The 24098-nt window shown below is 37.2% G+C and carries 21 protein-coding genes; 8 read left to right on the forward strand and 13 right to left on the reverse strand.

Translation table 11 applies throughout. The annotated features are described in order from the left end of the window. Positions 1-7 precede the first annotated feature (7 nt). Both BUA71_RS08805 and BUA71_RS08810 read left to right on the forward strand, forming a co-directional pair. The gene (locus BUA71_RS08805) at positions 8-1087 is read left to right on the forward strand and encodes a mannose-1-phosphate guanylyltransferase (protein ID WP_072878756.1); all 1080 of its coding nucleotides are present in this window, start codon (positions 8-10) and stop codon (positions 1085-1087) included. 5 nt (positions 1088-1092) lie between these two features. Next, positions 1093-2523: a DUF389 domain-containing protein gene (locus BUA71_RS08810; protein ID WP_072878778.1), complete on the forward strand. Its 1431-nt coding sequence runs from the start codon at positions 1093-1095 to the stop codon at positions 2521-2523. A 58-nt stretch (positions 2524-2581) separates the two neighbouring features. Here BUA71_RS08810 and BUA71_RS08815 read toward each other — a convergent pair whose 3' ends face one another. Then, the gene (locus tag BUA71_RS08815; protein WP_072878779.1) at positions 2582-3349 is read right to left on the reverse strand and encodes an ABC transporter ATP-binding protein; all 768 of its coding nucleotides are present in this window, start codon (positions 3347-3349) and stop codon (positions 2582-2584) included. 2 nt (positions 3350-3351) lie between these two features. After that, positions 3352-4089, reverse strand: a complete 738-nt coding sequence (locus tag BUA71_RS08820) for an MlaE family ABC transporter permease (protein ID WP_072878780.1) — start codon at positions 4087-4089, stop codon at positions 3352-3354. 186 nt (positions 4090-4275) lie between these two features. Between BUA71_RS08820 and pafA the strand changes: the two genes are divergently transcribed. Beyond that, positions 4276-5919: an alkaline phosphatase PafA gene (gene pafA, locus BUA71_RS08825; RefSeq protein WP_072878781.1), complete on the forward strand. Its 1644-nt coding sequence runs from the start codon at positions 4276-4278 to the stop codon at positions 5917-5919. Here the strand turns inward: pafA and BUA71_RS08830 are convergent. The 7 genes from BUA71_RS08830 to gcvP all read right to left on the reverse strand — a co-directional run bounded on the left by BUA71_RS08830 (position 5911) and on the right by gcvP (position 12876). Then, positions 5911-6759, reverse strand: a complete 849-nt coding sequence (locus tag BUA71_RS08830; RefSeq protein WP_072878782.1) for a glycosyltransferase family 2 protein — start codon at positions 6757-6759, stop codon at positions 5911-5913. The two genes, pafA and BUA71_RS08830, sit on opposite strands and share 9 nt — an antisense overlap. 28 nt (positions 6760-6787) lie before the next feature. Then, complete coding sequence (locus BUA71_RS08835) at positions 6788-7099, reverse strand: hypothetical protein (protein ID WP_072878783.1); 312 nt, start codon at positions 7097-7099, stop codon at positions 6788-6790. Positions 7100-7241: 142 nt separating this feature from the next. Continuing rightward, positions 7242-7547: a PIN domain-containing protein gene (locus BUA71_RS08840; RefSeq protein WP_262506752.1), complete on the reverse strand. Its 306-nt coding sequence runs from the start codon at positions 7545-7547 to the stop codon at positions 7242-7244. Positions 7548-7661: 114 nt separating this feature from the next. After that, on the reverse strand, positions 7662-7901 hold the full coding sequence (locus tag BUA71_RS08845) for a hypothetical protein (RefSeq protein ID WP_217653611.1): 240 nt from the start codon (positions 7899-7901) through the stop codon (positions 7662-7664). Positions 7902-8300: 399 nt separating this feature from the next. Beyond that, complete coding sequence (locus tag BUA71_RS08850; RefSeq protein WP_072878784.1) at positions 8301-8819, reverse strand: class I SAM-dependent methyltransferase; 519 nt, start codon at positions 8817-8819, stop codon at positions 8301-8303. A 1-nt stretch (position 8820) separates the two neighbouring features. Continuing rightward, positions 8821-9879, reverse strand: a complete 1059-nt coding sequence (locus tag BUA71_RS08855) for a 3-oxoacyl-ACP synthase III family protein (protein WP_072878785.1) — start codon at positions 9877-9879, stop codon at positions 8821-8823. A 150-nt stretch (positions 9880-10029) separates the two neighbouring features. Next, positions 10030-12876: an aminomethyl-transferring glycine dehydrogenase gene (gene gcvP / locus BUA71_RS08860; RefSeq protein WP_072878786.1), complete on the reverse strand. Its 2847-nt coding sequence runs from the start codon at positions 12874-12876 to the stop codon at positions 10030-10032. Between the two features lie 237 nt (positions 12877-13113). On the opposite strand from gcvP, the gene BUA71_RS08865 reads away from it, so the two are divergent. After that, on the forward strand, positions 13114-13929 hold the full coding sequence (locus tag BUA71_RS08865; RefSeq protein WP_072878788.1) for a UbiA prenyltransferase family protein: 816 nt from the start codon (positions 13114-13116) through the stop codon (positions 13927-13929). Between the two features lie 250 nt (positions 13930-14179). Here the strand turns inward: BUA71_RS08865 and BUA71_RS08875 are convergent, their stop codons facing one another. The 4 genes from BUA71_RS08875 to BUA71_RS08890 form a co-directional block, all read right to left on the reverse strand. Next, entirely contained in the window at positions 14180-14731 is a 552-nt protein-coding gene (locus BUA71_RS08875) for a sigma-70 family RNA polymerase sigma factor (RefSeq protein ID WP_072878792.1), read from the reverse strand. Between the two features lie 143 nt (positions 14732-14874). Continuing rightward, positions 14875-16902, reverse strand: a complete 2028-nt coding sequence (locus BUA71_RS08880) for a M3 family metallopeptidase (protein ID WP_072878794.1) — start codon at positions 16900-16902, stop codon at positions 14875-14877. A gap of 533 nt (positions 16903-17435) precedes the next feature. Next, the gene (gene purE, locus BUA71_RS08885; protein WP_072878807.1) at positions 17436-17927 is read right to left on the reverse strand and encodes a 5-(carboxyamino)imidazole ribonucleotide mutase; all 492 of its coding nucleotides are present in this window, start codon (positions 17925-17927) and stop codon (positions 17436-17438) included. A gap of 6 nt (positions 17928-17933) precedes the next feature. Further along, positions 17934-19094, reverse strand: coding sequence for a 5-(carboxyamino)imidazole ribonucleotide synthase (locus BUA71_RS08890; protein WP_072878809.1), 1161 nt, complete (start codon positions 19092-19094; stop codon positions 17934-17936). Between the two features lie 457 nt (positions 19095-19551). Between BUA71_RS08890 and BUA71_RS08895 the strand changes: the two genes are divergently transcribed. The 4 genes from BUA71_RS08895 to BUA71_RS08910 all read left to right on the forward strand — a co-directional run bounded on the left by BUA71_RS08895 (position 19552) and on the right by BUA71_RS08910 (position 23708). Further along, complete coding sequence (locus BUA71_RS08895; protein WP_072878811.1) at positions 19552-20670, forward strand: adenylate kinase; 1119 nt, start codon at positions 19552-19554, stop codon at positions 20668-20670. Between the two features lie 135 nt (positions 20671-20805). Beyond that, positions 20806-21813, forward strand: a complete 1008-nt coding sequence (gene obgE, locus BUA71_RS08900) for a GTPase ObgE (protein ID WP_072878813.1) — start codon at positions 20806-20808, stop codon at positions 21811-21813. 171 nt (positions 21814-21984) lie between these two features. Then, positions 21985-22917, forward strand: a complete 933-nt coding sequence (locus BUA71_RS08905) for a UDP-glucuronic acid decarboxylase family protein (RefSeq protein WP_072878815.1) — start codon at positions 21985-21987, stop codon at positions 22915-22917. 272 nt (positions 22918-23189) lie between these two features. Continuing rightward, positions 23190-23708: a DUF4136 domain-containing protein gene (locus BUA71_RS08910; RefSeq protein WP_072878817.1), complete on the forward strand. Its 519-nt coding sequence runs from the start codon at positions 23190-23192 to the stop codon at positions 23706-23708. The last annotated feature ends 390 nt before the right edge of the window (positions 23709-24098 follow it).

A 24098-nucleotide genomic window follows, 5' to 3' on the forward strand; every position in this document is an offset into this window, starting at 1 on the left:
AGAATTTATGAAGAATAAAAATCGTTATGCAATATTAATGGCCGGTGGTATTGGTTCAAGATTTTGGCCAGATAGCACCACTAAATCCCCTAAGCAATTTCAGGATGTATTGGGGGTGGGACAAACTCTTATTCAAACTACCTTTAAACGTTTGGTAAAATTAATGCCGGCAGAAAATATTATAATTCTTACCCATTTGGGATTTAAAGACACGATTAAAGAGCAATTACCCGAGGTGAAAGATGACCAAATAGTGTTGGAGCCCGAAATGCGAAACACGGCTCCCAGTATTTTATTGGGTGCCCTTAAGATTAAAAAACGAAATAAAGATGCTTTGATCATTGTAGCACCAAGTGATCATTGGATACAGGGGGAGATGGAATTTCAGCAAAATATCGAGGAATCTTTTGATATTGTTGCTAAAAATGACAAACTAATTACGCTGGGGATTGAGCCTACATTTCCTAATACCGGTTATGGGTATATAAAGTATAAGAAAGATGGAGACGGGGCACAACCCGTTTTAAAATTCACTGAAAAACCATCCTTTAGTCGTGCTGAAAAATTTCTTGAAGAAGGCAATTATGTATGGAATGCCGGTATTTTTATTTGGAGTGCTTCATTTATTATAGAAAGCTTTAAGCAACATCAACCAGAAATGACCCGTCTTTTTGAAAAAGGGTTGTCGGTTTTTAATACTTCTGAAGAAAATAATTTTCTTCAGAATAATTACTATAAAGCACAAAATGTTTCCATAGATTATGCAATTATGGAAAAATCTGAAGCGGTTTACATGCTTCCGGCGAAATTCAAATGGAACGATTTAGGTACCTGGAAGTCACTTGAGGATGAATTACCAGAGGATGACTATGGGAATACCGTGGTAAATGCCCGTTTTTTTCCTATGGAGGCTTCTGGCAATATTGTTAAAACGTCAAATGCTAAAGTTGTTGTTTTAGAAGGCTTGAAGGATTATCTTGTGGTAGAAAATGAGGAGATTTTACTAATTACTCCCAAAGAAAATATTCAGAAGGTGAAAAAAATTAGAGAAGACGTCATGGATAAATTTGGAGAAGATTTAGGCTAAAATAAATGGATAACTACCAAAATTCTGATAAACCTCCGGTTGATCCCAATAACAATTCGGGACATCTTGAACATAGGGCAGAAGGCATCTGGGAAAGCATTAAACTTTTCATTAAAGATCTGCTTGAGATTCGTCATGACACCGACAGGGAATCTACTATTGAGGCCGTAAAGAAAGATATCTCTTTTAAGGGGCATAATGCCTGGATTCTTATATTTTCCGTTTTTGTCGCTTCGGTAGGGCTCAATGTAAGTAGTACCGCAGTGGTAATTGGAGCGATGCTTATTTCTCCGCTTATGGGGCCTATTGTTGGAATAGGGATGTCTATAGCGATTAACGATGTATTAACCCTTAGAAAATCTTTTATCAATCTTGGGGTCATGGTTGGCTTAAGTGTTCTAACCGCTTATATCTATTTTCTGGTTTCTCCGGTTAAGGAAGAAACCCCCGAGTTACTTGCCAGGACATATCCAACTATTTTAGATGTTTTGGTCGCAATTTTTGGGGGGCTGGCACTTATTGTGGCTAAAACCAAAAAAGGAACAATTGCCAGTGTGATTCTTGGGGTAGCTATAGCTACGGCGCTTATGCCACCTTTATGTACCGTTGGTTACGGTCTCGCAATTGGCAACTGGTCTTATGCCGGGGGAGCTTTGTATTTATTTTCTATCAATACGGTGTTTATAGCACTTTCCACCTTTGTCGTGACCAAGATTTTAGGCTTTCCCCTGGTTAAATATGTAAATAGTAAAAAGCGAAGGAGAATAGCCCAAATAGCTTCAACTATTGCCGTTATTGTAATGATTCCCAGTGTGATTTTATTTGTTTTCCTGCTTCAGGAACAAGTATTTGAAGCCAAAGCCAAAGAATATGTGAGCAATGTGGTTACTTATGATGGTACTGAAACTATTAAATCTACCTACGATTATAATAAAAAAAGTATAGAAGTATATCTTATCGGGAAGTTGGTGCCCCAGGGCACAATTGCTACCTGGAAGAAACAGTTGGGCGGTATTGAAGCTTTAAAGGAATCGCAATTAATTGTGCATCAGGGATCGGATCCATCGGGGAGTTTAGATGAACTTTCTACACAGGTGCGAAGTGGGATTTTGGAAGATCTTTATGTTAAAAATCAGGAGCTTATAGAGGACAAGGATGCGAAAATCGCTTTACTTGAAAATGAACTATCTAAACGTAGCGGGAGTGAATTCTCGTTTAGTGATGTGAGCCGGGAGGCTAAAGTTAATTATGACGGATTGCAGGAACTGGGCTATTCCAACTTGATTACTACAAATTTTGAAAAGACAGATACCATTCCCACGTTTAACCTTACCTGGAAAAAAGGGATTTCTGAAGCTAAAATTGCTGCTGAAAAACAACGCTTCGAAAAATGGATAAAACTACGTTTAAAACTCGATACCCTTAAGGTGAATTAATCTTGAGAATTTTAAAAGTGAAAGACCCAATTAGGGTATTTAAAATCCTTGATGTGAATTAAAGTCCCTGTAATTGTGCTTTTCTTACTTTCTTAAAAAGATCGGAAGAATACACAAAATCGGTTACAGTTTCATCATCAGTTTTGAAGATTTGAGATTTATCACCTTTCCAGGCTAAAACCCCGTCTTTTAAGAAGGCTATTTTCTGGCCTATCTCCAGTACCGAGTTCATATCATGCGTAATGATAATAGTTGTAATATCATATTCGTGTGTGATCTCCTGAATTAAATTGTCTATTACCGTAGCCGTCTTGGGATCCAGCCCCGAGTTAGGTTCATCACAAAATAAATATTTAGGTCGGTTTACAATAGCGCGGGCTATAGAAACCCTCTTTTGCATCCCACCACTAATTTCCGAAGGCATTTTATCTTCAGTGCCATCCAGGTTTACTCTTTTTAAAACTTCCCGAACTCGTTCTAAGTTTTCCTTCTTCTTATTTCCTTTAGTAAACATTCGCAATGGGAAAAGCACATTCTCTTCAACTGTCATAGAGTCAAAGAGCGCACCTCCCTGAAATACCATTCCTATATTTTTACTAAGATCTTTCTTCTCGTCATCGGTAAATTCAGCATAAGGTTTTCCGTCATATTCAATAATACCTTTTTCAGGAGTAAATAGCCCTAGCATACATTTTAAAAGTACACTTTTACCCGAACCAGATTGGCCAATAATAAGATTGGTCTTGCTTCTATCGAAAGTAAAATTTATTCCTTTCAAAACCTCCTCGCCATTAAAACCTTTATGTAAATCTTTTACTTCTATCATGCTTAGCTTAATAATAATTGGGTTACAATATAATTGGTAATAATAATTACCACACTGGTCCAAACAAAAGCGGTAGTACTTGCTTCACCTACTTCGAGAGCTCCCCCTTTCATATAATAGCCGTGATAGGCAGGTACCGTAGCTAGTATAAAAGCGAATAAAAATGTTTTAATAAATGCATAGACCAGTTGAAAAGGAACGAAATCGTCTTGCAAACCTTGCACAAAGAGATCTGGCGCTACAAACCCGCCAAAAACGGCTGCGGTATAAGCGCCCAGGATTCCAAGAAACATGGAAATAGCAATCACAAATGGATAAAACATCATGGCGACTATCTTAGGAAATACGAGGTAATTAAGTGAGTTAATTCCCATAACTTCCAGGGCATCGATCTGCTCGGTCACATTCATTGAGCCAATACTGGAGGTAATGTAAGATCCTACTTTCCCGGCCATAATAATAGAGATAAACGTTGGGGCAAACTCCAGGATAATACTTTGTCGTGCGGCAAAGGCGACCAGCGATTTGGGGATTAGGGGGTTATTTAAATTAAGCGCAGTTTGCAGTGCCACTACAGCGCCTATAAAGAACGAAAGGAAAGAGACAATCCCCATGGAGCCGATAATAAGATCGTCTAATTCTTTTAAAATCAAACCCCTTAAAACCGATCCTTTTGTCATTCGGTGAAAAGTTCCCTTGAGCATTAAAAAATATTCCCCAATGGAGTGTAGATAGTTCATTAAGCAATTTTTGTAAAGCTAAAGTACTAAAAAAATACAGCAAAGTATTTAACGTAGAATTAATCTTTAGCTCAAAATGTTTAGTAATTTTGAAGAACACTGTATAATAAGATTTTTCAACTATAATATGAGCAGAATTTGTGCTTTATCGATTCATTTAAACACCAAACCTTTAATACAAATACAATGAAACAAATTACATTTTTACTATTTATATTAATCTTTTCATTTAATGCTATAGCGCAAATACCAGAAGAAAAGCCAAAGCTGGTTGTGGGCGTAGTGGTAGACCAAATGCGTTATGACTATCTTACCCGCTTTTGGGATAGATTTGAAGATGACGGATTTAAAAAACTAATTAATGAAGGTTATAATTTTAAAAACAATCATTTTAATTATGTGCCCACGTACACCGGTCCTGGCCACGCTTCGGTCCATACGGGTACCAGCCCTATGAATCACGGAATTATTGGAAATGGATGGTATGATAAATTTTCCGGCCAAGATGTCTATTGTGCGGGTGATGATTCTGTACAACCATTAGGTACTAAGTCCAAAGCAGGAAAAATGTCGCCGCATAGAATGAAAGCGACAACTGTGGCAGACCAAAATAGGTTGCATACCCAAATGCGAGGTAAAACTATAGGTGTTTCTATTAAAGATAGAGGCTCTATTTTACCGGCGGGGCACACCGCAAATGCGGCATATTGGTTTGTTGGAAAAGATGAGGGAAGCTGGGTTTCCAGTACTTTTTATATGGATAAATTACCAAAATGGGTTAGAAAGTTTAACAAGTCGGGTAACGTAGATTCCTATTTAAAAGACTGGAACACCCTGCACGATATCGATTCTTACAAAGAAAGTGGTAGTGATGTTAATACTTTTGAAGGCGGATTTAAAGGAAAAGATGAAGCTTCATTTCCCTACGATTTAAAATCTTTGAGTAAAGAAAATGGCGGTTATGATATTATTTTTAATACCGCTTATGGAAATGACATTACTTTAGACTTTGCTCTTGCCGCTATTGATGCTGAAGAGCTTGGCGAGGATGAGGATACTGATTTTTTAGCGCTTAGCTTTTCCAGTACCGATAAAGTGGGGCATAACTTTGGTGTTAATTCAAAGGAAGTAGAAGATACTTATCTACGTTTAGATCAAAACATAGCGAGCTTACTAAAACACTTAGATGAAAAAGTTGGAGATGGAAATTACACGGTATTCTTAACCGCAGATCACGGTGGGGTAAATGTGCCTGCTTATTTAGATTCGGTGAAAATTCCAGCCGGTTATTTTAGTAATTCCGAATTTCAAAAAGCTGTAGAAGATTATGTTTCCGAAGCATTTGCTGCAGATAACCTTATAGCCGATTATAGCAATAGTCAATTCTTTTTCAATTATGAAGCACTTCAAAAAGCAGGGATAAACCGCTCTGAATTGCAGGAAAAACTCGCACATCACATTTTGCAAATGGACCAAATAGATAAGGTGTACACGCGCGATCAATTAACCGGGGCGTCTTATACTGCAAATTCCGGTACTGCTATTCAAAATGGATTTAACCAAAAGAGAAGTGGGGATGTAGTTGTAGTTTTAGATGCTGCCACCCTTACTTACGGTAGAACGGGATCCAGTCACGGTAGCGGATTTACCTACGATACGCACGCGCCACTCTTATTCTATGGCGCGGGGATCCCACACGGGAGCACCACGCAACGCAGTGAAATTGTAGATATAGCCCCAACTATTTCAGCCTTATTGGGGATTGCTTTTCCCAGCGCTGCCACCGGAAAGCCTTTGTATATCATGTTAGATGCTGAAAAATCAAAATAATTTTTTCCGCATTTTTCTCCAGCGTAAATTTCTAATAAAACGACCTTCATCTTTAGTAACGAGATAAGGTCGTTTTTCTTTTTTTGCTTTCAGAAACCCACGAATACAATCCTTAAAGAAACCGGGTTGTCGCTTTTTAAGAGCTAATTTTGCCGAAGCTATGGCAGTAATGGTAAAACCATATCTAAGCCTATAGAAAGCTATGCCTTGTTTATACTTGGAGGTTTTATTATAATTTTTCCCCGTGGGTTTTAAATGTTTTACTCTAAGTTTAGAGTCGGTTTTAATTTCCCAACCGTGGTATTGCGCCAGGAGTTCATCTACCGTATCCCAGCCCATGGCCGGTTTTAAGTTGTCAATATCATTAAAACACTCTTTGCGATAGGCTTTTAAAGCTCCGCGAATATGATCTTTTCCGGTAAGGTTTTCCAGCACCCAGGTGTTGTTTTTTTGTATTTCACAAAAGCCACCAACCATTCCCACCTTAGGATTTTCGTGAAAATGCTTTACAATATTTTTTAAATAATTCTTCGGAAAAATTAGATCAGCATCAAATTTACAGATGATGTCGTAAGCGTCATCAAGGTTTTTTAATCCTGTGTTAAAGGCCTCTATTACTTTGCTGCCGGGAGAATGCCCCGGTGCCGCTTCTTTCTTTATTAAACTGATAAAAGAATATTTTTCGCTGAATTGGGAAGCAATCTCAGCCGTTGTATCGGAGGAAGCATCATCTACTACCAAAACTTTTGTGGGAAGCAAGCTTTGTGTCGCTAAAGATTGAAGCGTTTCTGCGATAAAACCGGCTTCATTATGGGCGGGTATGATGATGTAGATTTTCAAAATTTTAATCTTTTTTACGCTAGTGTAACTAACTTTTTAAATATTTCGGACTTCTTTTTCTGCGTCTTAATCTTAATATGCCCCATACGATTAGGCCGGGGATAGTGATTAACGGAATTGTGGTAATTGGGGCAAGTGTTTGTGCCGAATCATTGGAAACTTTCTTTAAGGCAATTTGTTGATTTTTTGTTCTTTCATTTTCTTCAAAAAAACCACTTTTGTTGAGATCGTAAGCTTCTAATTGATGTTTGTAGTATTGTTCCCGCAGTAGGATAAACGTGTTTACCACTAAGTATAGAGCAAAGGAAAATATCAAACTGTATTTGATGGAGTTTCTCATAATAAATTTTTACAAGCTTGGTTGATTTGTATGAGCTTTTGCGAAAGCTATTCTGATTAGAAAGTTTTTAAAATACAACTTTAAAGAACCGTAGTGTAATTATATTGGAAAATGGTAAAACCGTCCGTTTACTGGTATGAAACTATATTTTCCTATTCACCCAGTTTTCAATAGTTATATTAGAAATTTTTTCAAACTCTCTGGTGTTTTCCGTTACCATTGTCAACTTATTTTCTACCGCTGTGCATCCGATAAGCAAATCAAAATCACTTATCATTTTACCAGTTTTTCTCAATCTTGTTTTTTCTTTTCCATATAACATTATTGAGTCGTAAATTGGTAGTACTGGTATTAAATCAATTAATTGTGTGATGAGCAAATGATTTTTAGAGGGATTGTTACTATTTTCAGCACCATAAACAAGTTCTGCTAAAGTTATTTCAGAAATGGCGCAATTTTCAGCATTTTAGGTTTCAAATCTTTCTGTAACTCCAAATTTTCCACGAAAAAAATGTATAATAATGTTTGTGTCAAGTAGGTAATTCATTAGAACTTTATACCATTATTTTTTTTCAACTCTAGAATCTTTAATCTCTTTAATTATTTCATCTGAATCTCTTGAGTCTTCCCATGCCCCCGATAAATTTCTCAAGCGGATTACTGGTTTTTCCTTGTTCTCCATAGATTGCTTTAATTTTAAAATTAATCTTTTTTTTGATTCATTATCCAGACGTCGAAGAAAACCGAAGTATTTGTCAACCGTTTTATTTTTTAGTGCTAATCCCATACCATTTTTTTTCATTCTGAAAGATACAATTTTTTATGCTATCCTATTTTTTTAATCGTATACAACGATTGTAATTAAGTGAGTTGATGTTTTATTAGCAATGTCCAATAAAAACTGGTAAGTGCCCTATTAATCCCGATTTCAAGCTGATTCAAGCTTTATTTACATTTTTGGCGTTTGTAATTAATTTATAGAGAAAATATACGGGTTCTGAAGTATAAAAAAGTAGTTATTTCTGTTTGTCAGTTACAATTAAGTCTTGTTTCTATGAGCGCAGCGTCCCGATGGCTATCGGGATTGATTCTTTATCGGACAGCAGTAATGTTTTGTCCTTTAAATGGAAGTTGGAGGAATAAAGGTTGGCAAGGGATCAAATAGGCTACGACCAGTAAATTTATAATGCTTGCTGAAAGATTACCTTTCAGCATAAACAGCATAATATCTCGGGGTAAAATGTCTTAAAACAGGTCTAACTCCTATTTTTTTGACAGGATTGGTCCATTTTTTTCGGCGTTTTATGTTCCAACCGGCTTTTTCCAATAGCCAATCGAATTGCCAATCTTCAAATTCGTGAAAATGCCGGTCACGCATATCGGTCTTGCTACGATATGCGTTGGAAAACCATAACTTGAGTGGGACGGTAGCCACCAATTTATTGGCTTGAATATCCTTTAAAACATTATAGGGTGCTACCAGGTGTTCAAAAATTTCAAAGGCGGTTACCACATCATAACCGGAAGTTTGTACTGCGCTGGTATCTATGTCTAAATCTTCTCCCTGTGTATTTTCAACTTTATAGTTATGTTCTTTAAGAATTTTAGAAAAAGGATTCTCTACCCCCAGATCCAAAATCTTTTCAGAAGGATCTATCACGCTTTCCAAAAATTCTAATGTTTCTTTATAACGTTTGTTCGGGAAAGTTTTTTCGTACATTTTAATGCTGGTAAACCATGGCGTTAACGTTCATTCCTGCGCCAACGCTGGCAAACATAACTACATCGCCTTTCTCCAGCTTTTGTTCATCAATTTTATTATGTAGCACGAGATCATAAAGAGTAGGGATAGTCGCCACGCTACTATTGCCCAGTTCCTTGATGCTCATTGGCATAATATTCTTTGGCATTTCCATCTTATGAAGCTTGTAAAAACGTTTTACGATAGCTTCATCCATTTTCTCATTAGCCTGATGAATAAAAATTTTCTTTAAGTCGGTAATAGATTTTCCGCTATTTTCAAGACAGGTTTTCATAGCAGAGGGAACGTGTATAAGCGCAAATTCATAGATCTTGCGGCCGTTCATTTTTATATACCTTAAATCATCTGGTGCTTCTGTTTTATTTGACTTTGCAAAGTGGATGTAATGAGCTTCATTAAAAGCAAAAGTGCCAGATTCATGGGATAGAATGCCACCGTCTTCTTCAGTTTCCTCAAGCACTACTGCGCCCGCACCATCAGAAAAAATCATAGAATCGCGATCGTGTTTATCTACTATACGCGATAGAGCTTCGGCGCCAATAACGAGACATTTTTTTGCCATTCCCGCTTTAATAAATGCCTGTGCCTGGATTAATCCTTCTATCCAACCGGGACAGCCAAAAAGAATATCGTAGCCAACAGATTTAGGATTTTTAATACGCAATTTGTGTTTAACCCTGGTGGCAATACTTGGCACGGTGTCACTTTGAAAGCTTTGATGTTTAATATCACCATAGTTATGGGCTACAATAATGTAATCTAAAGTTTCTGGATCTATTCCCGAATTTTCCAATGCTCTTTCGGCTGCTAAGATAGCCATATCTGAAGTATTTAAATTTTCTTCAAGATAACGCCGTTCTTCAATTCCGGTAATCGCTTTAAATTTCTCTATAATCGTTTTATTATCCTGCGGAAAACCCGTTCCATCAGGATTTAAAAACTCGTGATTATCAAAGTCAGCATTTTTAGTGATAACTTCTGGGATATAACTACCTGTGCCGGTAATTCTAATATTCATCTGACTTATTTGTTAAAATTAGACTCTAAAATAATAAATACAATTTTAAACTCGCTGGCGCGAATTTAAAAATTGGATTTCAGCTGAGCAATATCATAAAAAATTGCCTAAAAAAATACTTTCCTATTATTTTTTTAGGCAATTTTAATTTTATACTTCCATATACTCTTCAATAGGTGGGCAGGTACACATTAAATTTCTGTCTCCATAGGCTTCATCAACCCTTCTTACACTTGGCCAAAATTTATTTTCGGCAACGAAATCTAAAGGATAGGCTGCTTTCTGCCTGGAATAAGAGAACTTCCAATCATTGGCGGTTAGCATGCCAATGGTATGCGGTGCATTTTTAAGTACATTGTCTTCTTCGTTTTCCAGATCTAAGATCTCTTGTTTAATAGAGATAAGTGCGTCACAGAACCTATCCAGTTCAGCCTTGCTCTCACTTTCGGTAGGTTCTATCATCATAGTGCCGGCCACCGGGAAGGAAACCGTAGGGGCGTGAAATCCGTAATCTATTAAGCGTTTTGCGATATCTACCACCTCAATGCCATTTTCTTTAAAAGGCCTGCAATCCAAAATCATTTCGTGAGCCGCGCGCCCGCGCTCTCCAGAGTATAAAGTCTTGTAATGCTCACTTAAACGTTCCTTTACATAATTTGCATTAAGTATGGCATATTCGGTAGCTTTTTGTAAGCCTTTAGTTCCCAGCATGGTAATGTAGCCATAGGAAATTAAGCATACCAGGGATGAACCCCATGGTGCAGACGAAATAGGTCCAATGGCTTTATCCCCGCCTGTTTTTATTAATGGATTTCCTGGTAAAAAAGGTTTTAATTGTTCTGCTACACAAATTGGACCAACACCGGGACCACCGCCACCGTGAGGGATGGCAAATGTTTTGTGGAGGTTAAGGTGACAAACATCGGCACCAATAACCCCGGGATTGGTCAAACCAACCTGGGCATTCATATTTGCGCCATCCATATACACCTGCCCGCCATTATCGTGAATAATTTGCGTAATTTCTTTAATGGCAGATTCAAATACACCGTGGGTGGAAGGGTAGGTAACCATTATCGCAGCGAGATTATCCTTGTGCTTTTCTGCTTTTTCGCGCAGGTCATCTACATCTATATTTCCGTTTTCTGAAGCTTTTGTTACCACTACTTTCATACCAGCCATAACTGCAGAAGCCGGGTTGGTGCCGTGTGCCGAAGAAGGGATTAAACAAATATTCCTATGTTTTTCTCCATTAGCCTCGTGATAAGCCCTAATGGTCATTAGTCCCGCATATTCGCCTTGTGCACCAGAGTTTGGCTGAAGGGAGGTTGCAGCAAATCCCGTGATCTCGGTAAGCTGATCTTCTAATTTCTTAAGTACAATTTGATAACCTTCCGCCTGTTCTATTGGCACGAAAGGATGGATATTCCCCCACTGAGGATTGCTCAACGGAAGCATCTCTGAAGCTGCATTAAGTTTCATAGTGCAGGAACCCAGTGATATCATAGAATGATTTAAGGAAAGGTCTTTTCGCTCCAGTTTTTTAATGTATCGCATCAATTCGGTTTCTGAATGATACATATTAAATACCTCGTGGGTTAAAAATTCAGTTTCTCTTTTTAATGCCGAAGGAATTGCTTCCTCTTCAACCAAGCTTTCAATGTTTGCTGAATTTTTATTGGAAACCGTCGCAAAAACCTGAAGAATAGCATTTATATCTTCCCGGGTAGTAGTTTCGTTTAAAGAAATGCAAACCGTTTCAGCATCAGGATAATAAAAATTGATCTCGTTTTTTTCTGCTTCAGTTTTAATTTTTTCTGCATCAGCTTTCACCTTAAGCGTATCGAAATATGCTGAATTTAACTGTTCTATCCCCATTTTCTTTAACTCTTCAGCTAAAGTAACGGCAGAGAAATGCACGGTATCTGCAATATATTTTAAACCTTTAGGGCCGTGATAAACAGCATACATCCCAGCCATCACTGCAAGTAAAACCTGGGCGGTACAAATATTGGAAGTGGCACGATCGCGTTTTATGTGTTGCTCACGGGTTTGAAGCGCCATTCTTAAAGCATGATTATCATCAAGATCTTTGGTTACGCCAATAATCCTACCCGGAAGATTGCGTTTATAAGCTTCTTTAGTTGCAAAATAAGCAGCGTGTGGACCGCCGTAACCTAGAGGAATGCCAAAGCGTTGCGTAGTTCCTACTACAACATCAACCCCAAGTTCTCCCGGGGCCTGTAGTTTTACCAAACTAAGAATATCGGCAGCAACCGCAACTTTTATATCGGCATCTTTACAATTAGCCACAAAATCTTTATAATCATAAATTTGTCCGTGTTTTCCGGGATACTGTACTAAGGCACCGAAGAATTTCTCATTGAAATCGAATTCTTTATGATTTCCAATCACAAGATCAATCCCCATAAAATTGGCACGGGTTTTTATAAGTTCTATGGTTTGTGGCAGCGTCTCTTCAGAAACAAAGAATTTATTAACATCATTTTTCTTTTGCTTTCTGTCTCGAACGGCAAACAACAATCCCATAGCCTCGGCTGCTGCAGTAGATTCATCTAAAAGGGAAGCATTGGCGATTTCCATCCCGGTAAGGTCGCTTACCATTGTTTGAAAATTGAGTAAAGCTTCTAAGCGTCCCTGAGCAATTTCTGCCTGGTAGGGCGTGTAGGCAGTGTACCAACCCGGATTTTCCAAAACATTTCTTTGGATTACAGCCGGCAGGATTCCCTGGTGGTACCCAAGACCAATGTAGGTTTTAAAAACCTTATTCTTAGCCGAAAGTTTTCCAATATGTTCGGCATATTGATTTTCACTGAGCGCAGATGGTAAATTTAAAGGGGATTTTAAACGAATATCATCTGGGATAGTTTCATAGATTAACTGTTCTAACGAATCTACACCAATGGTGTCTAACATTGACTGGAGATTGCTTTCTCTGGGGCCAATATGGCGTAGGGCAAAAGAATCTGTTCTCATTAAAATAAAGTTGTGTTTTGAGCTGCAAAAGTAAACAAAATTGATGTATTTTTTGAGGTTTTATATACGATACTTCGCAGTTTTCATAAAGCCACAATACTGGCAATTTACCTTATTTTAAAACTCATATTTTTACCATATTAGTCTTGCTTCTTATTTTTAGTAGTGAAGCGTTTCTGTTTTCCTTTTCAGCTTATTTTGGAATTATCAATAGCTTAGAATGCTTAATTTTGTAGGATGCAATTCTTTCGGTGTTTTTTAAATTTCTATATAAACAGCAGTATTCACGTAGCGTTTGCGGTGGTATCCCTAAGTTTACTTAGTTTTCTTGAATTTAACCTTGTTGTAGATTTTAACCTGCTGCTTTTTATTTTCTTGGGAAGTATTACGGGCTATAATTTTGTGAAATATGCAGGTATTGCCAAATTACATCATCGCAGCCTGGCTCGAAATTTAAAATTAATTCAGGTGTTCTCCTTGCTTTGTTTTTTGGGCTTTGTTTATTTCGCGCTTCAGCAAAAATTAGAGATACTATTTGCTGCTGCTGTTTTTGGGATCTTTACCTTACTTTATGCCATTCCTCCTGGAAAAAATAATCAAAACTTAAGAAATACCAGTGGTATTAAAATTTATGTGATCGCGCTGGTTTGGGCCGGGGTCACGGTTATTTTTCCACTACTGGATAAGGTGGAATTAAACCAATTAATATTAGAATTTTTACAAAAGTTTTGTTTTGTGATCGCCCTTACCATTCCTTTTGAGATTAGAGACTTAAAATTTGACGCGGGAACTTTAAAAACATTGCCGCAACAAATAGGGGTGCGAAGAACAAAAACTGCCGGATATTTGTTACTGGCAGTGACCTTATTTTTGGAGTTTTGGAAGGATTTCGTTTTAGTAGAATTGATTGCACTGCTACTAATTATAGGGGTTACCGGGCTTTTTGTAAAATATTCTAAAACGAATCAGCAAGATTATTTCGCTTCATTTTGGGTAGAAGGCATTCCTGTACTTTGGTTGTTAATTTGGTGGGGAGTTAGCTGTTTTTTTTAGAGATTTCTTTATTTAAGCGATTTTTCCACGCTTTCTTTTCCTTTTCGGTGCAGGTTTTTATGCTGCATTTTTTTAGCAATGCCGTGAGTTTAGTGTTTTTAGATGTATATTTTCTACAAGGCTTGCATAAGAGAATATGAAATAAAAGAGAAGCTTTTTCACCTTTTCCTGCCTCGTTGTACTGTATTTTATCGCAACAATTTCTTGCTTTAGTACAATTAAAAATAAAAAAATTTGTATTCGGCATAATTTAGAACCAGTTTTTTTCAAGACAGGCAGCCAATGCGGTGCGCGCCCTGTGAATAATTACCCAAAGGTTAGACGGACTAATATTAAATTGTTTACAAACAGCTTCGGTATCTGCATTGTCAATAGTTTTCATTTTAAAGATAGCCGCGTGTTTCTCGTTTATTTGATCTAGACACTCTAAAATAGCCATCCCTAATTCGTGGTTTTCCAATTCATCTTCTGCAGTACGATCAAAAGAATCGGCTACTTGCTCTTCCAACCAGTCTCCTTCATTTTCAGTATCAGAATAATTTATCCTAACTTCAGCCTGACCTTTTTGCGAATTTATTTTCCGGTAGTAATCTATTATTTTTCTTTTTAAAATAGAAATTAACCAGGTACGTTCTGCAGCACGACCTTCAAAATTATCTTTAGAATTTAACCCGGCAAGAAAAGTTTCAGAAATTAAATCGTTGGCCACCTCACGATCGTTAACCCTAACAATTGCGTAGTTAAATAGATAATCTGAATATTTATCAACCCATTTAGTAGGATCGAGTTTATGAGTTGGCATAGGCTTGTTTAAAAAGGCTAATCAAAATTAACGAAAATTCTATTAAATGTAATCATGGATAATTGGTTTTAAAATCAAAATGCACCGCTCAAACACTGGTTCTAATAATGATTGAACGGTGCCTTTAATTAATTTGCTTCAAGCTAAATTAAGCCGGCGCGTTTTAATAGGGCATCGGGTTTTGGTGCTTTTCCGCGGAAATTTTTATAAAGCGTCATGGGGTGCTGTGTTCCGCCCTGTGATAAAATATTGGCCTTAAATTTATCGGCGATTTCCCTACTAAAAATACCGTGCTCCTTAAAGTATTCAAAAGTATCGGCATCTAAAACTTCGGCCCATTTATAGGAATAATATCCTGCTGAATAACCTCCCTGGAAAATATGGGAAAAAGCGGTACTCATACAGTTTTCTGGCACGTTGGGATAGAGTTTTGTAGGTTCAAAAGCTTTGTCTTCATTGGCTTTTACGTCTGTTATGTCCGTAGGGTCAACTCCGTGCCAACTGAGGTCCAGTAAGCCAAAGCTTAATTGTCTTACCGTGAACATTCCTTCCTGGAAATTAGCCGAATCTTTAATTTTCTGAATTAATTCCATGGGAATCACTTCTCCTGTTTTGTAATGTTTGGCAAATAGTTGGAGCGCTTCTTTTTCGTAACACCAGTTTTCTAATAACTGGCTGGGCAGTTCTACAAAGTCCCAATATACGTTCGCGCCAGAAAGGCTTGGATACTGGGTGTCACCCAACATTCCGTGCAGCGCGTGACCAAATTCGTGAAAAAGCGTGGTTACTTCATTAAAAGTTAATAATGAAGGTTCATTTTTTGAAGGTTTGGTGAAATTACAAACAATGGAAATGTGGGGCCGCTCTATTTTTCCATCTTTTTTAAATTGTGGTTTGTAGCCCGTCATCCAGGCACCGTCGCGTTTTCCGGGCCTTGGGTGGAAATCGGCATAAAAAAGTGCTATCTCGTTTTTATCTTCATTTACAACTTTAAAAGTTTTTACATCTTCGTGATATTTATCGATATCGAAAACTTCTTTAAAACTTAGGCCATATAATTTATTGGCTACCGTGAACACACCATCAATTACACTTTCCAGTTTAAAATATGGCTTTAACTTTTCATCATCTAAGGCAAATAGTTTTTGCTTTAACTTTTCACTGTAATAGGCAGCATCCCACTTTTGCAGTTGGTCAATATCGTCGAGATCTTTAGCAAAATTTTCAAGTTGGGCAAATTCCTTTTCGGCTGCCGGTTTTGCTTTTTCTAATATTTCGTCAAGAAATTGCTCGACTTTTTCTGGCGTTTCGGCCATGCGTTCCTCAAGTACAAAATGAGCGTGGGTTTGATATCCTAAAAGTTGTGCTCTTTGGTATCTTAATTTTGCAATCTTTAATACGTTCTCCTGGTTGTCCAGTTTATCGTTATGAAAACCTTTAGCACCAAAAGCCAATGCCATCTTTTTACGTAATTCGCGGTTTTTGGCATATTTCAAAAATGGTAAATAGCTTGGATACTCTAAGGTAAATATCCAACCTTCTTTCTCGCGATCTTTAGCTACCTGGGCGGCTTCGTCTTTAAAGCTATCGGGTAAACCATCTAAATCTTCTTCCTCGGTAAGGTGTAACTCAAATTTATTGGTTTCAGCAAGTACATTTTGACCAAAAATTAGACTTAGTTTAGAAAGTTGCTTGTCCAGATCTCGCAGTTCATTTTGCTTATCTAAAGCTAGATTGGCCCCATTTCTGGAAAAAGCTTTATATTTTCTATCTAATAAAGTCTTCTGTTCGGTGTTAAGGGATAAGTTATCCTTATTATCGTAAACCGACTTTACTCGTTCAAATAGGGCTTTATTAAGAATAATATCATTACTGAATTCCGATAGAAGTGGAGAGACATCCTGGGCTATCTTTTGAATTTCTTCATTGGTTTCAGCGGAATTAAGATTAAAAAAGATTCCGGCAATCCTATCTAACTTCTCGCCACTAAATTCTAACGTTTCAATCGTATTGTGAAAAGTGGGTTCTTCTGGGTTTTCTGTGATTGCGTTTATTTCTTCCCGGGCTATTGCTATAGCTTTTGAAATGGCCGGTTTAAAATGCTTGTTTTCAATTTTTGAAAAAGGTGCATAATTAAAATCCTGTAATAATGGGTTATTTTCATTGCTCATGAGCGCTCTTTAATTTTGATTATAAAAACAGGACAAATTTATTTAATAAAAACTGCTTGAGCCATCATTTAAAACTGCTTAACCTAACTTTGACGTTTTTGACTATATTTTTTAACACAAAAGCTTATTTTTCTAATAAAATCTCCTACATTTGCATTTCGAAAATTTGAAAAAAGAATAAGCTCTGAACTTTTAAGTTAAAAGGGTACAATTTAAACCTGTATTTCAGGGTTAATTTAATACGATATTGTAGTAGCTTTTAGAGTTTTTCTGGTTAAATATTTAGAATGGTTAATAAATAATTTGTACAGAGTTAGGTGAGTTTACTACAATTAAGCCACGTTTTGAACGTGGCTTTTTCTTTTACTCGATAATCGAAATTTATTCCTAAACATATTGGAAGCTCCAAGGTTTGCTTCGAAATCATAATAACCCTCCTGTTATATACCTCGTGGATTTTCCCTTAGCTAATTTATTGAGACTATTTACTGCCCACTGCTACTGCAAACTGCTTACTGAATACTGCCAACTGCTTACTGAGCCCCGCTAACTTCCTTAGCTCCATCCACAACTTTTTTCTTAAGTGCTTCTTTATAGCTAATTATATTGTTTAAGGTTTTCTCGTTGGAGGTTCCAATAATTTGCGCAGCGAGAATTCCGGCGTTTTTAGCGCCGTCTAAGGCTACTGTTGCTACGGGAACGCCACCGGGCATTTGTAAAATAGATAAAACAGAATCCCACCCATCTATGGAATTACTGGATTTCACCGGCACTCCAATAACCGGAAGCGGGGAGAGGGAAGCGATCATCCCAGGAAGATGTGCAGCGCCACCGGCTCCGGCAATAATCACTTTTATACCGCGCTGGTGAGCGTTCTTGCCATATTCAAATAGTTTTTCTGGGGTGCGATGCGCCGAAACGATATCTACTTCTACCTCCAGTTCGAGTTCTTTGAGAACATCTATTGCATCCTGCATTACTTTTAGGTCGCTGGTGCTCCCCATAATTACTGCTACCTTGCTCATAGTTTTTTATTCTTTCGAGATTACTTTAATTGAATTTTTAACTTCTTCGGCTATTCTTCTGGCTTCAGCTAAATCTTCGTTTACAATGGTCACGTGCCCCATTTTTCTAAATGGCCTGGTGATCTTTTTGCCATAGATATGCGGGGTTACCCCGGGCATCTTCATTATTTGCTCAATATTCTTATAAATCACTTCTCCTTCGTGTTCAGCATCGCCTACTAAATTTACCATAATTCCGCCAACTTTACTTTCGGTGTTGCCAAGCGGAAGATCTAATATCGCCCTAATTTGTTGTTCAAATTGATTCGTATAACTGGCTTCAATACTGTAATGTCCGCTGTTATGAGGTCTTGGCGCTACCTCGTTCACCAGGATTTCATCTTCTTCAGTTTGAAACATTTCTACAGCTAATAAACCCACGTGTTCAAATGCTTGAGAAACTTTTACCGCCAGCTCGCGGGCTTTCTTAGCTACTTTATCTTCAATCCTTGCCGGGCATATTACATATTCTACCTGATTGGCGGTGGGGTGAAACTCCATTTCCACGACCGGATAGGTTTTAACTTCTCCTGAAACAGATCGCGCCACGATCACTGCCAATTCGTTTTTAAACGGAATTAAATCTTCCACAAGACATTCGCCATCGCTTAATTCCTGTAGATCTTTCTGCGATTTAATTACCGAAACTCCTTTCCCATCGTAGCCTCCGGTGGTGCTTTTCCAAACAAAAGGCAGGTTTATTTTTTCGGTTTTTAAGGCTTCTAATAAATCGTTTTTGGTTTTAAAAACTTGAAAATCGGCCGTTGGGATTTGGTGCTCTTTATAGAAATTTTTCTGAATTCCCTTATTCTGAATTTTCTCTAGAGTATCAGCCGAAGGCCAGGTTTTAATTCCTTCCTGTTCTAATTGTTTAAGGGCTGCTACATTTACTCCTTCAATTTCAAAAGTGAGCACATCTACTTTTCTTCCGAAGTTAACTACCGTATCGTAATCCATAAGGTCGCCGGTAGTAAAATGGTCGCAGGCAATTTTACAGGGAGCTTCTGGATTTGGGTCTAAAACCCTGGTTTTAATATCGTATTTTCGGGTTTCATAGAGCATCATTTTGCCCAGTTGACCACCACCTAGAATTCCTAAACTAAAATTTGAAGAAAAATAATTAAGCATTGTATTAAGTTTTAGCAAAAATAAATTTTTAATCCGGATTATTCATCAAAATTCCTAAATGGTCTAAAGCGATTAAGTTCAACTATCCCAAGAATTCGAGATTGATACTCAAGAAAGATTCTGAATGCTCGGGATAATTCGGGAATATCCCGCACTAAAGAAACACTTTTCATAATTGAAGTGGATTGTGCGGGTTAAGCTTAGCTGCGCTATTATTCTTATGAAGATCTGGCAGTTCGGTTTTTTAACCCGGTATATTTGCGAAATTGGTTTTATGCCGTGACTGCGACTAAGTTTTACCATCTCGAGTTCTTGGGATTGATCCTAAAAAAATGGGTACAACAATCCTTATGAGATATTGGGAGGGATTTACCTATATGATTAGAGAAACTACTTGATAAATATGAATAATGCAGGTTAAGAATCCTTATCTTTGCCTTTTTAAAAAAATAAAGTTTTGGTAAAATTACACGATTTAGAATTTGAACCTTATATTTCAGAAGAAGAAATTAACACCGCCATAGATAAAGTGGCTCAAGATTTAAACAGGGATTACCAGAATGATAATCCTATCTTTTTGGGCGTTTTAAATGGTGCTTTTATGTTTGCCAGTGAAGTAATTAAAAGGTTTAAAGGAGATTGTGAAGTAAGTTTTGTAAAGTTGGGTTCTTATCTGGGTACTAATACTACCGGAGAGGTAAAGACCCTTTTAGGGTTAAACCAATCCTTAGCAGGTAGAAGGGTGATCTTATTGGAAGATATTGTAGATACTGGTAATACTTTGCAGGAGATAAATAAGATTCTTTTGGATGAAAAAGTAGTGGATTATGAAGTTGCCAGTTTATTTTACAAACCCGAAGCTTACAAAAAAGAATTTAATATAAAATACAGGGGAATAGATATTCCCAATAAATTTATTGTAGGTTACGGCCTGGATTATGATGGTTTAGGCAGAAACCTCACAGAAGTCTATAAACTTAAAGAAAGCAACATGACAAATTTAGTTTTGTTTGGCCCACCCGGCGCCGGCAAGGGAACTCAGGCAGAAGTTTTAAAACAAAAATATAACCTGGTACATATTTCTACCGGTGATGTCTTTAGGCATAATATTAAGAATAAAACCGATTTAGGTGTTCACGCTAAATCTTTTATCGATAAAGGACAGTTGGTGCCAGATGAAATCACGATACAAATGTTGAATGCTGAAGTTGATAAGAATATTGGAGTAAAAGGCTTTATTTTTGATGGCTTCCCAAGAACTGAAGCACAGGCAGATGCCCTGGCAGAACTTTTAGCAAAAAAGAATACTGCGGTAACTGCAATGATTGCCTTAGAATTAGATGATGAGGTATTGGTAAAACGTCTTTTAGAGCGCGGGAAAACTTCGGGCAGAAAAGATGATGCCGATGAAGCGGTAATTAGAAATAGGATTAAAGTATATTATGATGAAACTGCTATTTTAAAGGAGTATTATAAAAAGCGGGATAAATTCTACGGAATAGATGGCGTTGGTTCTATTGAAGAGATTACCACCCGTATTAGTGAAGTGATCGATAAATTGCAGGCGAAAAAATAAATTTTGTTTTGAATTGATCCTGAAAATTATCAATAGGAATAAACCCGTTTTTGTAAAACGGACTGAAACTTTTTATTATAACTTGTAGCGCTTTTTCAATAAAATAGTGAACGCTACAAGCTAGTTTTTTAAATTATGACTGAAGGAAATTTTGTTGATTATGTAAAGATTCACGTCCAATCTGGAAAAGGTGGTAGTGGTTCATCACATTTACACCGTGAAAAATATATCGCCAAAGGTGGTCCCGATGGGGGAGATGGTGGTCGTGGAGGTCACGTAATCGTAAAAGGAGACAAAAATCTTTGGACACTTTATCATTTAAAATTTAAAAGACATATTAGGGCCGAACACGGCGGAAATGGAGCCAAACAACGAAGAACCGGTGCCGAAGGAGCAGATGAGTATATTGAAGTTCCTTTAGGAACTGTAATTAGAGATACCGAAACCCAGGAGATTATACATGAAATCACAGAAGACGGTAAGGAATACCTTATCGCTGAAGGTGGTATGGGCGGAAAAGGAAACTGGCATTTTAAAAGTTCTACCAATCAAACACCCCGCTATTCCCAGCCCGGTATTCCCAGTGAGGAAGTAGATATTACGCTAGAGTTAAAAGTGCTTGCCGATGTTGGTTTGGTGGGATTTCCAAACTCAGGTAAATCTACTTTACTTTCTGTAATTACTGCGGCAAAACCCAAAATTGCCGATTATGAATTCACAACCTTGAAACCCAATTTAGGGATTGTAGAATACCGTGATTTCAAAACTTTTGTAGTAGCTGATATTCCGGGTATTATAGAAGGTGCTGCTGAAGGTCGAGGGATTGGCCATAGATTCTTAAGACATATAGAAAGAAATTCTACTTTATTGTTTCTAATACCTGCCGATGCGCAAAATATCATAAAACAATATGAGATTCTGCTGGATGAACTAAGGAGATATAACCCCGAAATGTTGGATAAAGACAGGCTTGTTGCAATTTCAAAAAGTGATATGCTAGACGCCGAGTTGAAGGTGGAATTAAAACATGAGCTCGATAAAAATCTTGGTGCCCCTTACTTATTTATTTCTTCTGTAGCGCAACAGGGACTTACAGAACTTAAGGATAGGCTTTGGGAAATGTTAAATAAGGATATTGTTTGAAATAAATAGTTTCATACTTTTATTGAGAATATATTAGAGTGCTTATATACTTTGCTCTGAAGTATCGAAACTTTTGAAGTTTATAGTGATAACCACAGTAAGCGAATTTTTATTTTTTGATTAGATTTATTGAATGGTCTCTAATAAATTTTCATCATAAGTATGCAAATAATGAAACGAATTTTGATTACCGGTGGAGCAGGGTTTATAGGCTCTCATCTTTGTGAAAGATTACTTAGAGAAGGCAATGAGGTGATTTGTCTTGATAATTTTTTTACCGGCAATAAGCAGAATATCGTTCATTTAATGGATAATCCTTATTTTGAATTAATAAGGCATGACCTCACTAATCCTTTTATGATTGAGGTAGATCAAATATATAATTTTGCCTGCCCTGCCTCTCCCGTACATTATCAATACAATCCCATAAAAACAATAAAAACTTCGGTAATGGGTGCTATAAATATGTTGGGCCTAGCCAAAAGAATCAAAGCAAGGATCCTTCAGGCCAGTACTAGTGAGGTTTACGGTGACCCGGAGGTGCATCCACAACCAGAAACTTACTGGGGAAATGTGAACCCGTTAGGAGACCGTTCTTGTTATGATGAGGGGAAAAGATGTGCGGAAACTTTATTTATGGACTATCACTTGCAAAATAATGTAGATGCAAAGATTATTAGAATATTTAATACTTACGGGCCTAACATGAATCCAAATGATGGAAGAGTTGTCTCGAATTTTATTGTGCAAGCCCTAAAAGGAGAAGATATTACCATATTCGGGGATGGCAAGCAAACCCGTTCTTTCCAATATGTAGATGATTTGGTTGAAGGTACCATACGTATGATGAATACTGATGATTTTATGGGGCCGGTTAATCTTGGTAATCAAAATGAATTTACCATGCTTCAATTGGCTGAAAACATTCTTGAAATTGTGGGTTCAAAATCTAAACTTGTGTTTAAGCCTTTACCCCAGGACGATCCAAGACAGCGACAACCCGATATTTCATTGGCAAAGGCAAAGTTAGATGGATGGGAGGCAAAAATCACCTTGGAAGAGGGGTTGAAAAAGACGATCACATATTTCGATTCAATTATCTAATACATCCAAATCAAGTCGTTTAAACCCGCATAATTTTTGTTGTTATGGGTGGATAGTATGAGTTCACTTATATTTTGCGGTTTTCCCGAAAATTCTAGCTTCTTCTGAATAATAAAGATTGATGCTTCATTACATCTGTTTTAAAATGATTAGAATTAGGTAGTTTAAAAGGTTTTCTATTTTGTTAATCTATACTACTTCGGAATAAATTTTGCTTAAATTTAGGCAATAGCCATATGCACAATAGTGCTTCTGGCTTAAAATACTTGCTTATGAAACTAATAAAATTACTGGCTTTGTGTTTAATCTTAACTTCCTGTAATGCGCCCAAAGCAGTATATGATTATGATAGTACCACTAATTTTAGTACTTATACAACCTATCAACTTTTTCCCGATTTCCAATCTGGACTTTCCCAATTGGATGAGACCAGGCTTATTGCAAGTTTAGAAAAGAAATTGCAACAAAAAGGAATATCAAAATCTAAAAAACCAGATTTGTATATAAATGCTTACTCCCAGGAACGAGTTGATAGAAATAGAAGTAGTCTGGGAATAGGAATAGGAAGCGGTGGTAGAAATGTTGGAGTAGGGGTTTCTGGCGGAATTCCAATTGAAAGTAATAGGTTAATTCTTGAAATCACTATAGATTTTATTAATGTTGAAAAAGATGCATTAATATGGCAAGCCGTGGTAGAAACTAAAGTGAACCCCAAAGCTTCCCCCCAGGAACGCCGTGCTTTGTTTAATGAAATCGTCGAGAAAGCTTTAGAAGGATATCCACCCGAATAGTATTTTAGCTCGTGAGTCATTAATTTGGCAATCGGGATTCGTTAGTTGGGAAATATGCAGTCTTTTCCAGCCTGGATGAAGAATATTTACCAGGTTAATTTCTATATTAATTTTGATTAAAAAAGTCTGTAGTTTAATAAAGCGACAACGGTTATAATGAGTCGTGATCCCGTCGCGATAATCTCGATGGCTCTAGGAATTAGGAGGGGAATCTTTTATTTTAGAATAAGGGTTCTTTACCCTGCAGGCTGTTTTGAACCTTTCGATGGCCGCGAAGGCGGTAGGAAAGAAGGTGGGGGAAGGTCTTGAGTGACAATTCGCGATATTATTAACGCGATGTGAAACTAAAGCTCTTAGAAATAAAAAAGCCCCGGAAAATTTTCCGGGGCT

Origin of the sequence: Salegentibacter echinorum (assembly GCF_900129445.1) — a bacterium.
GTDB lineage: Bacteria > Bacteroidota > Bacteroidia > Flavobacteriales > Flavobacteriaceae > Salegentibacter > Salegentibacter echinorum.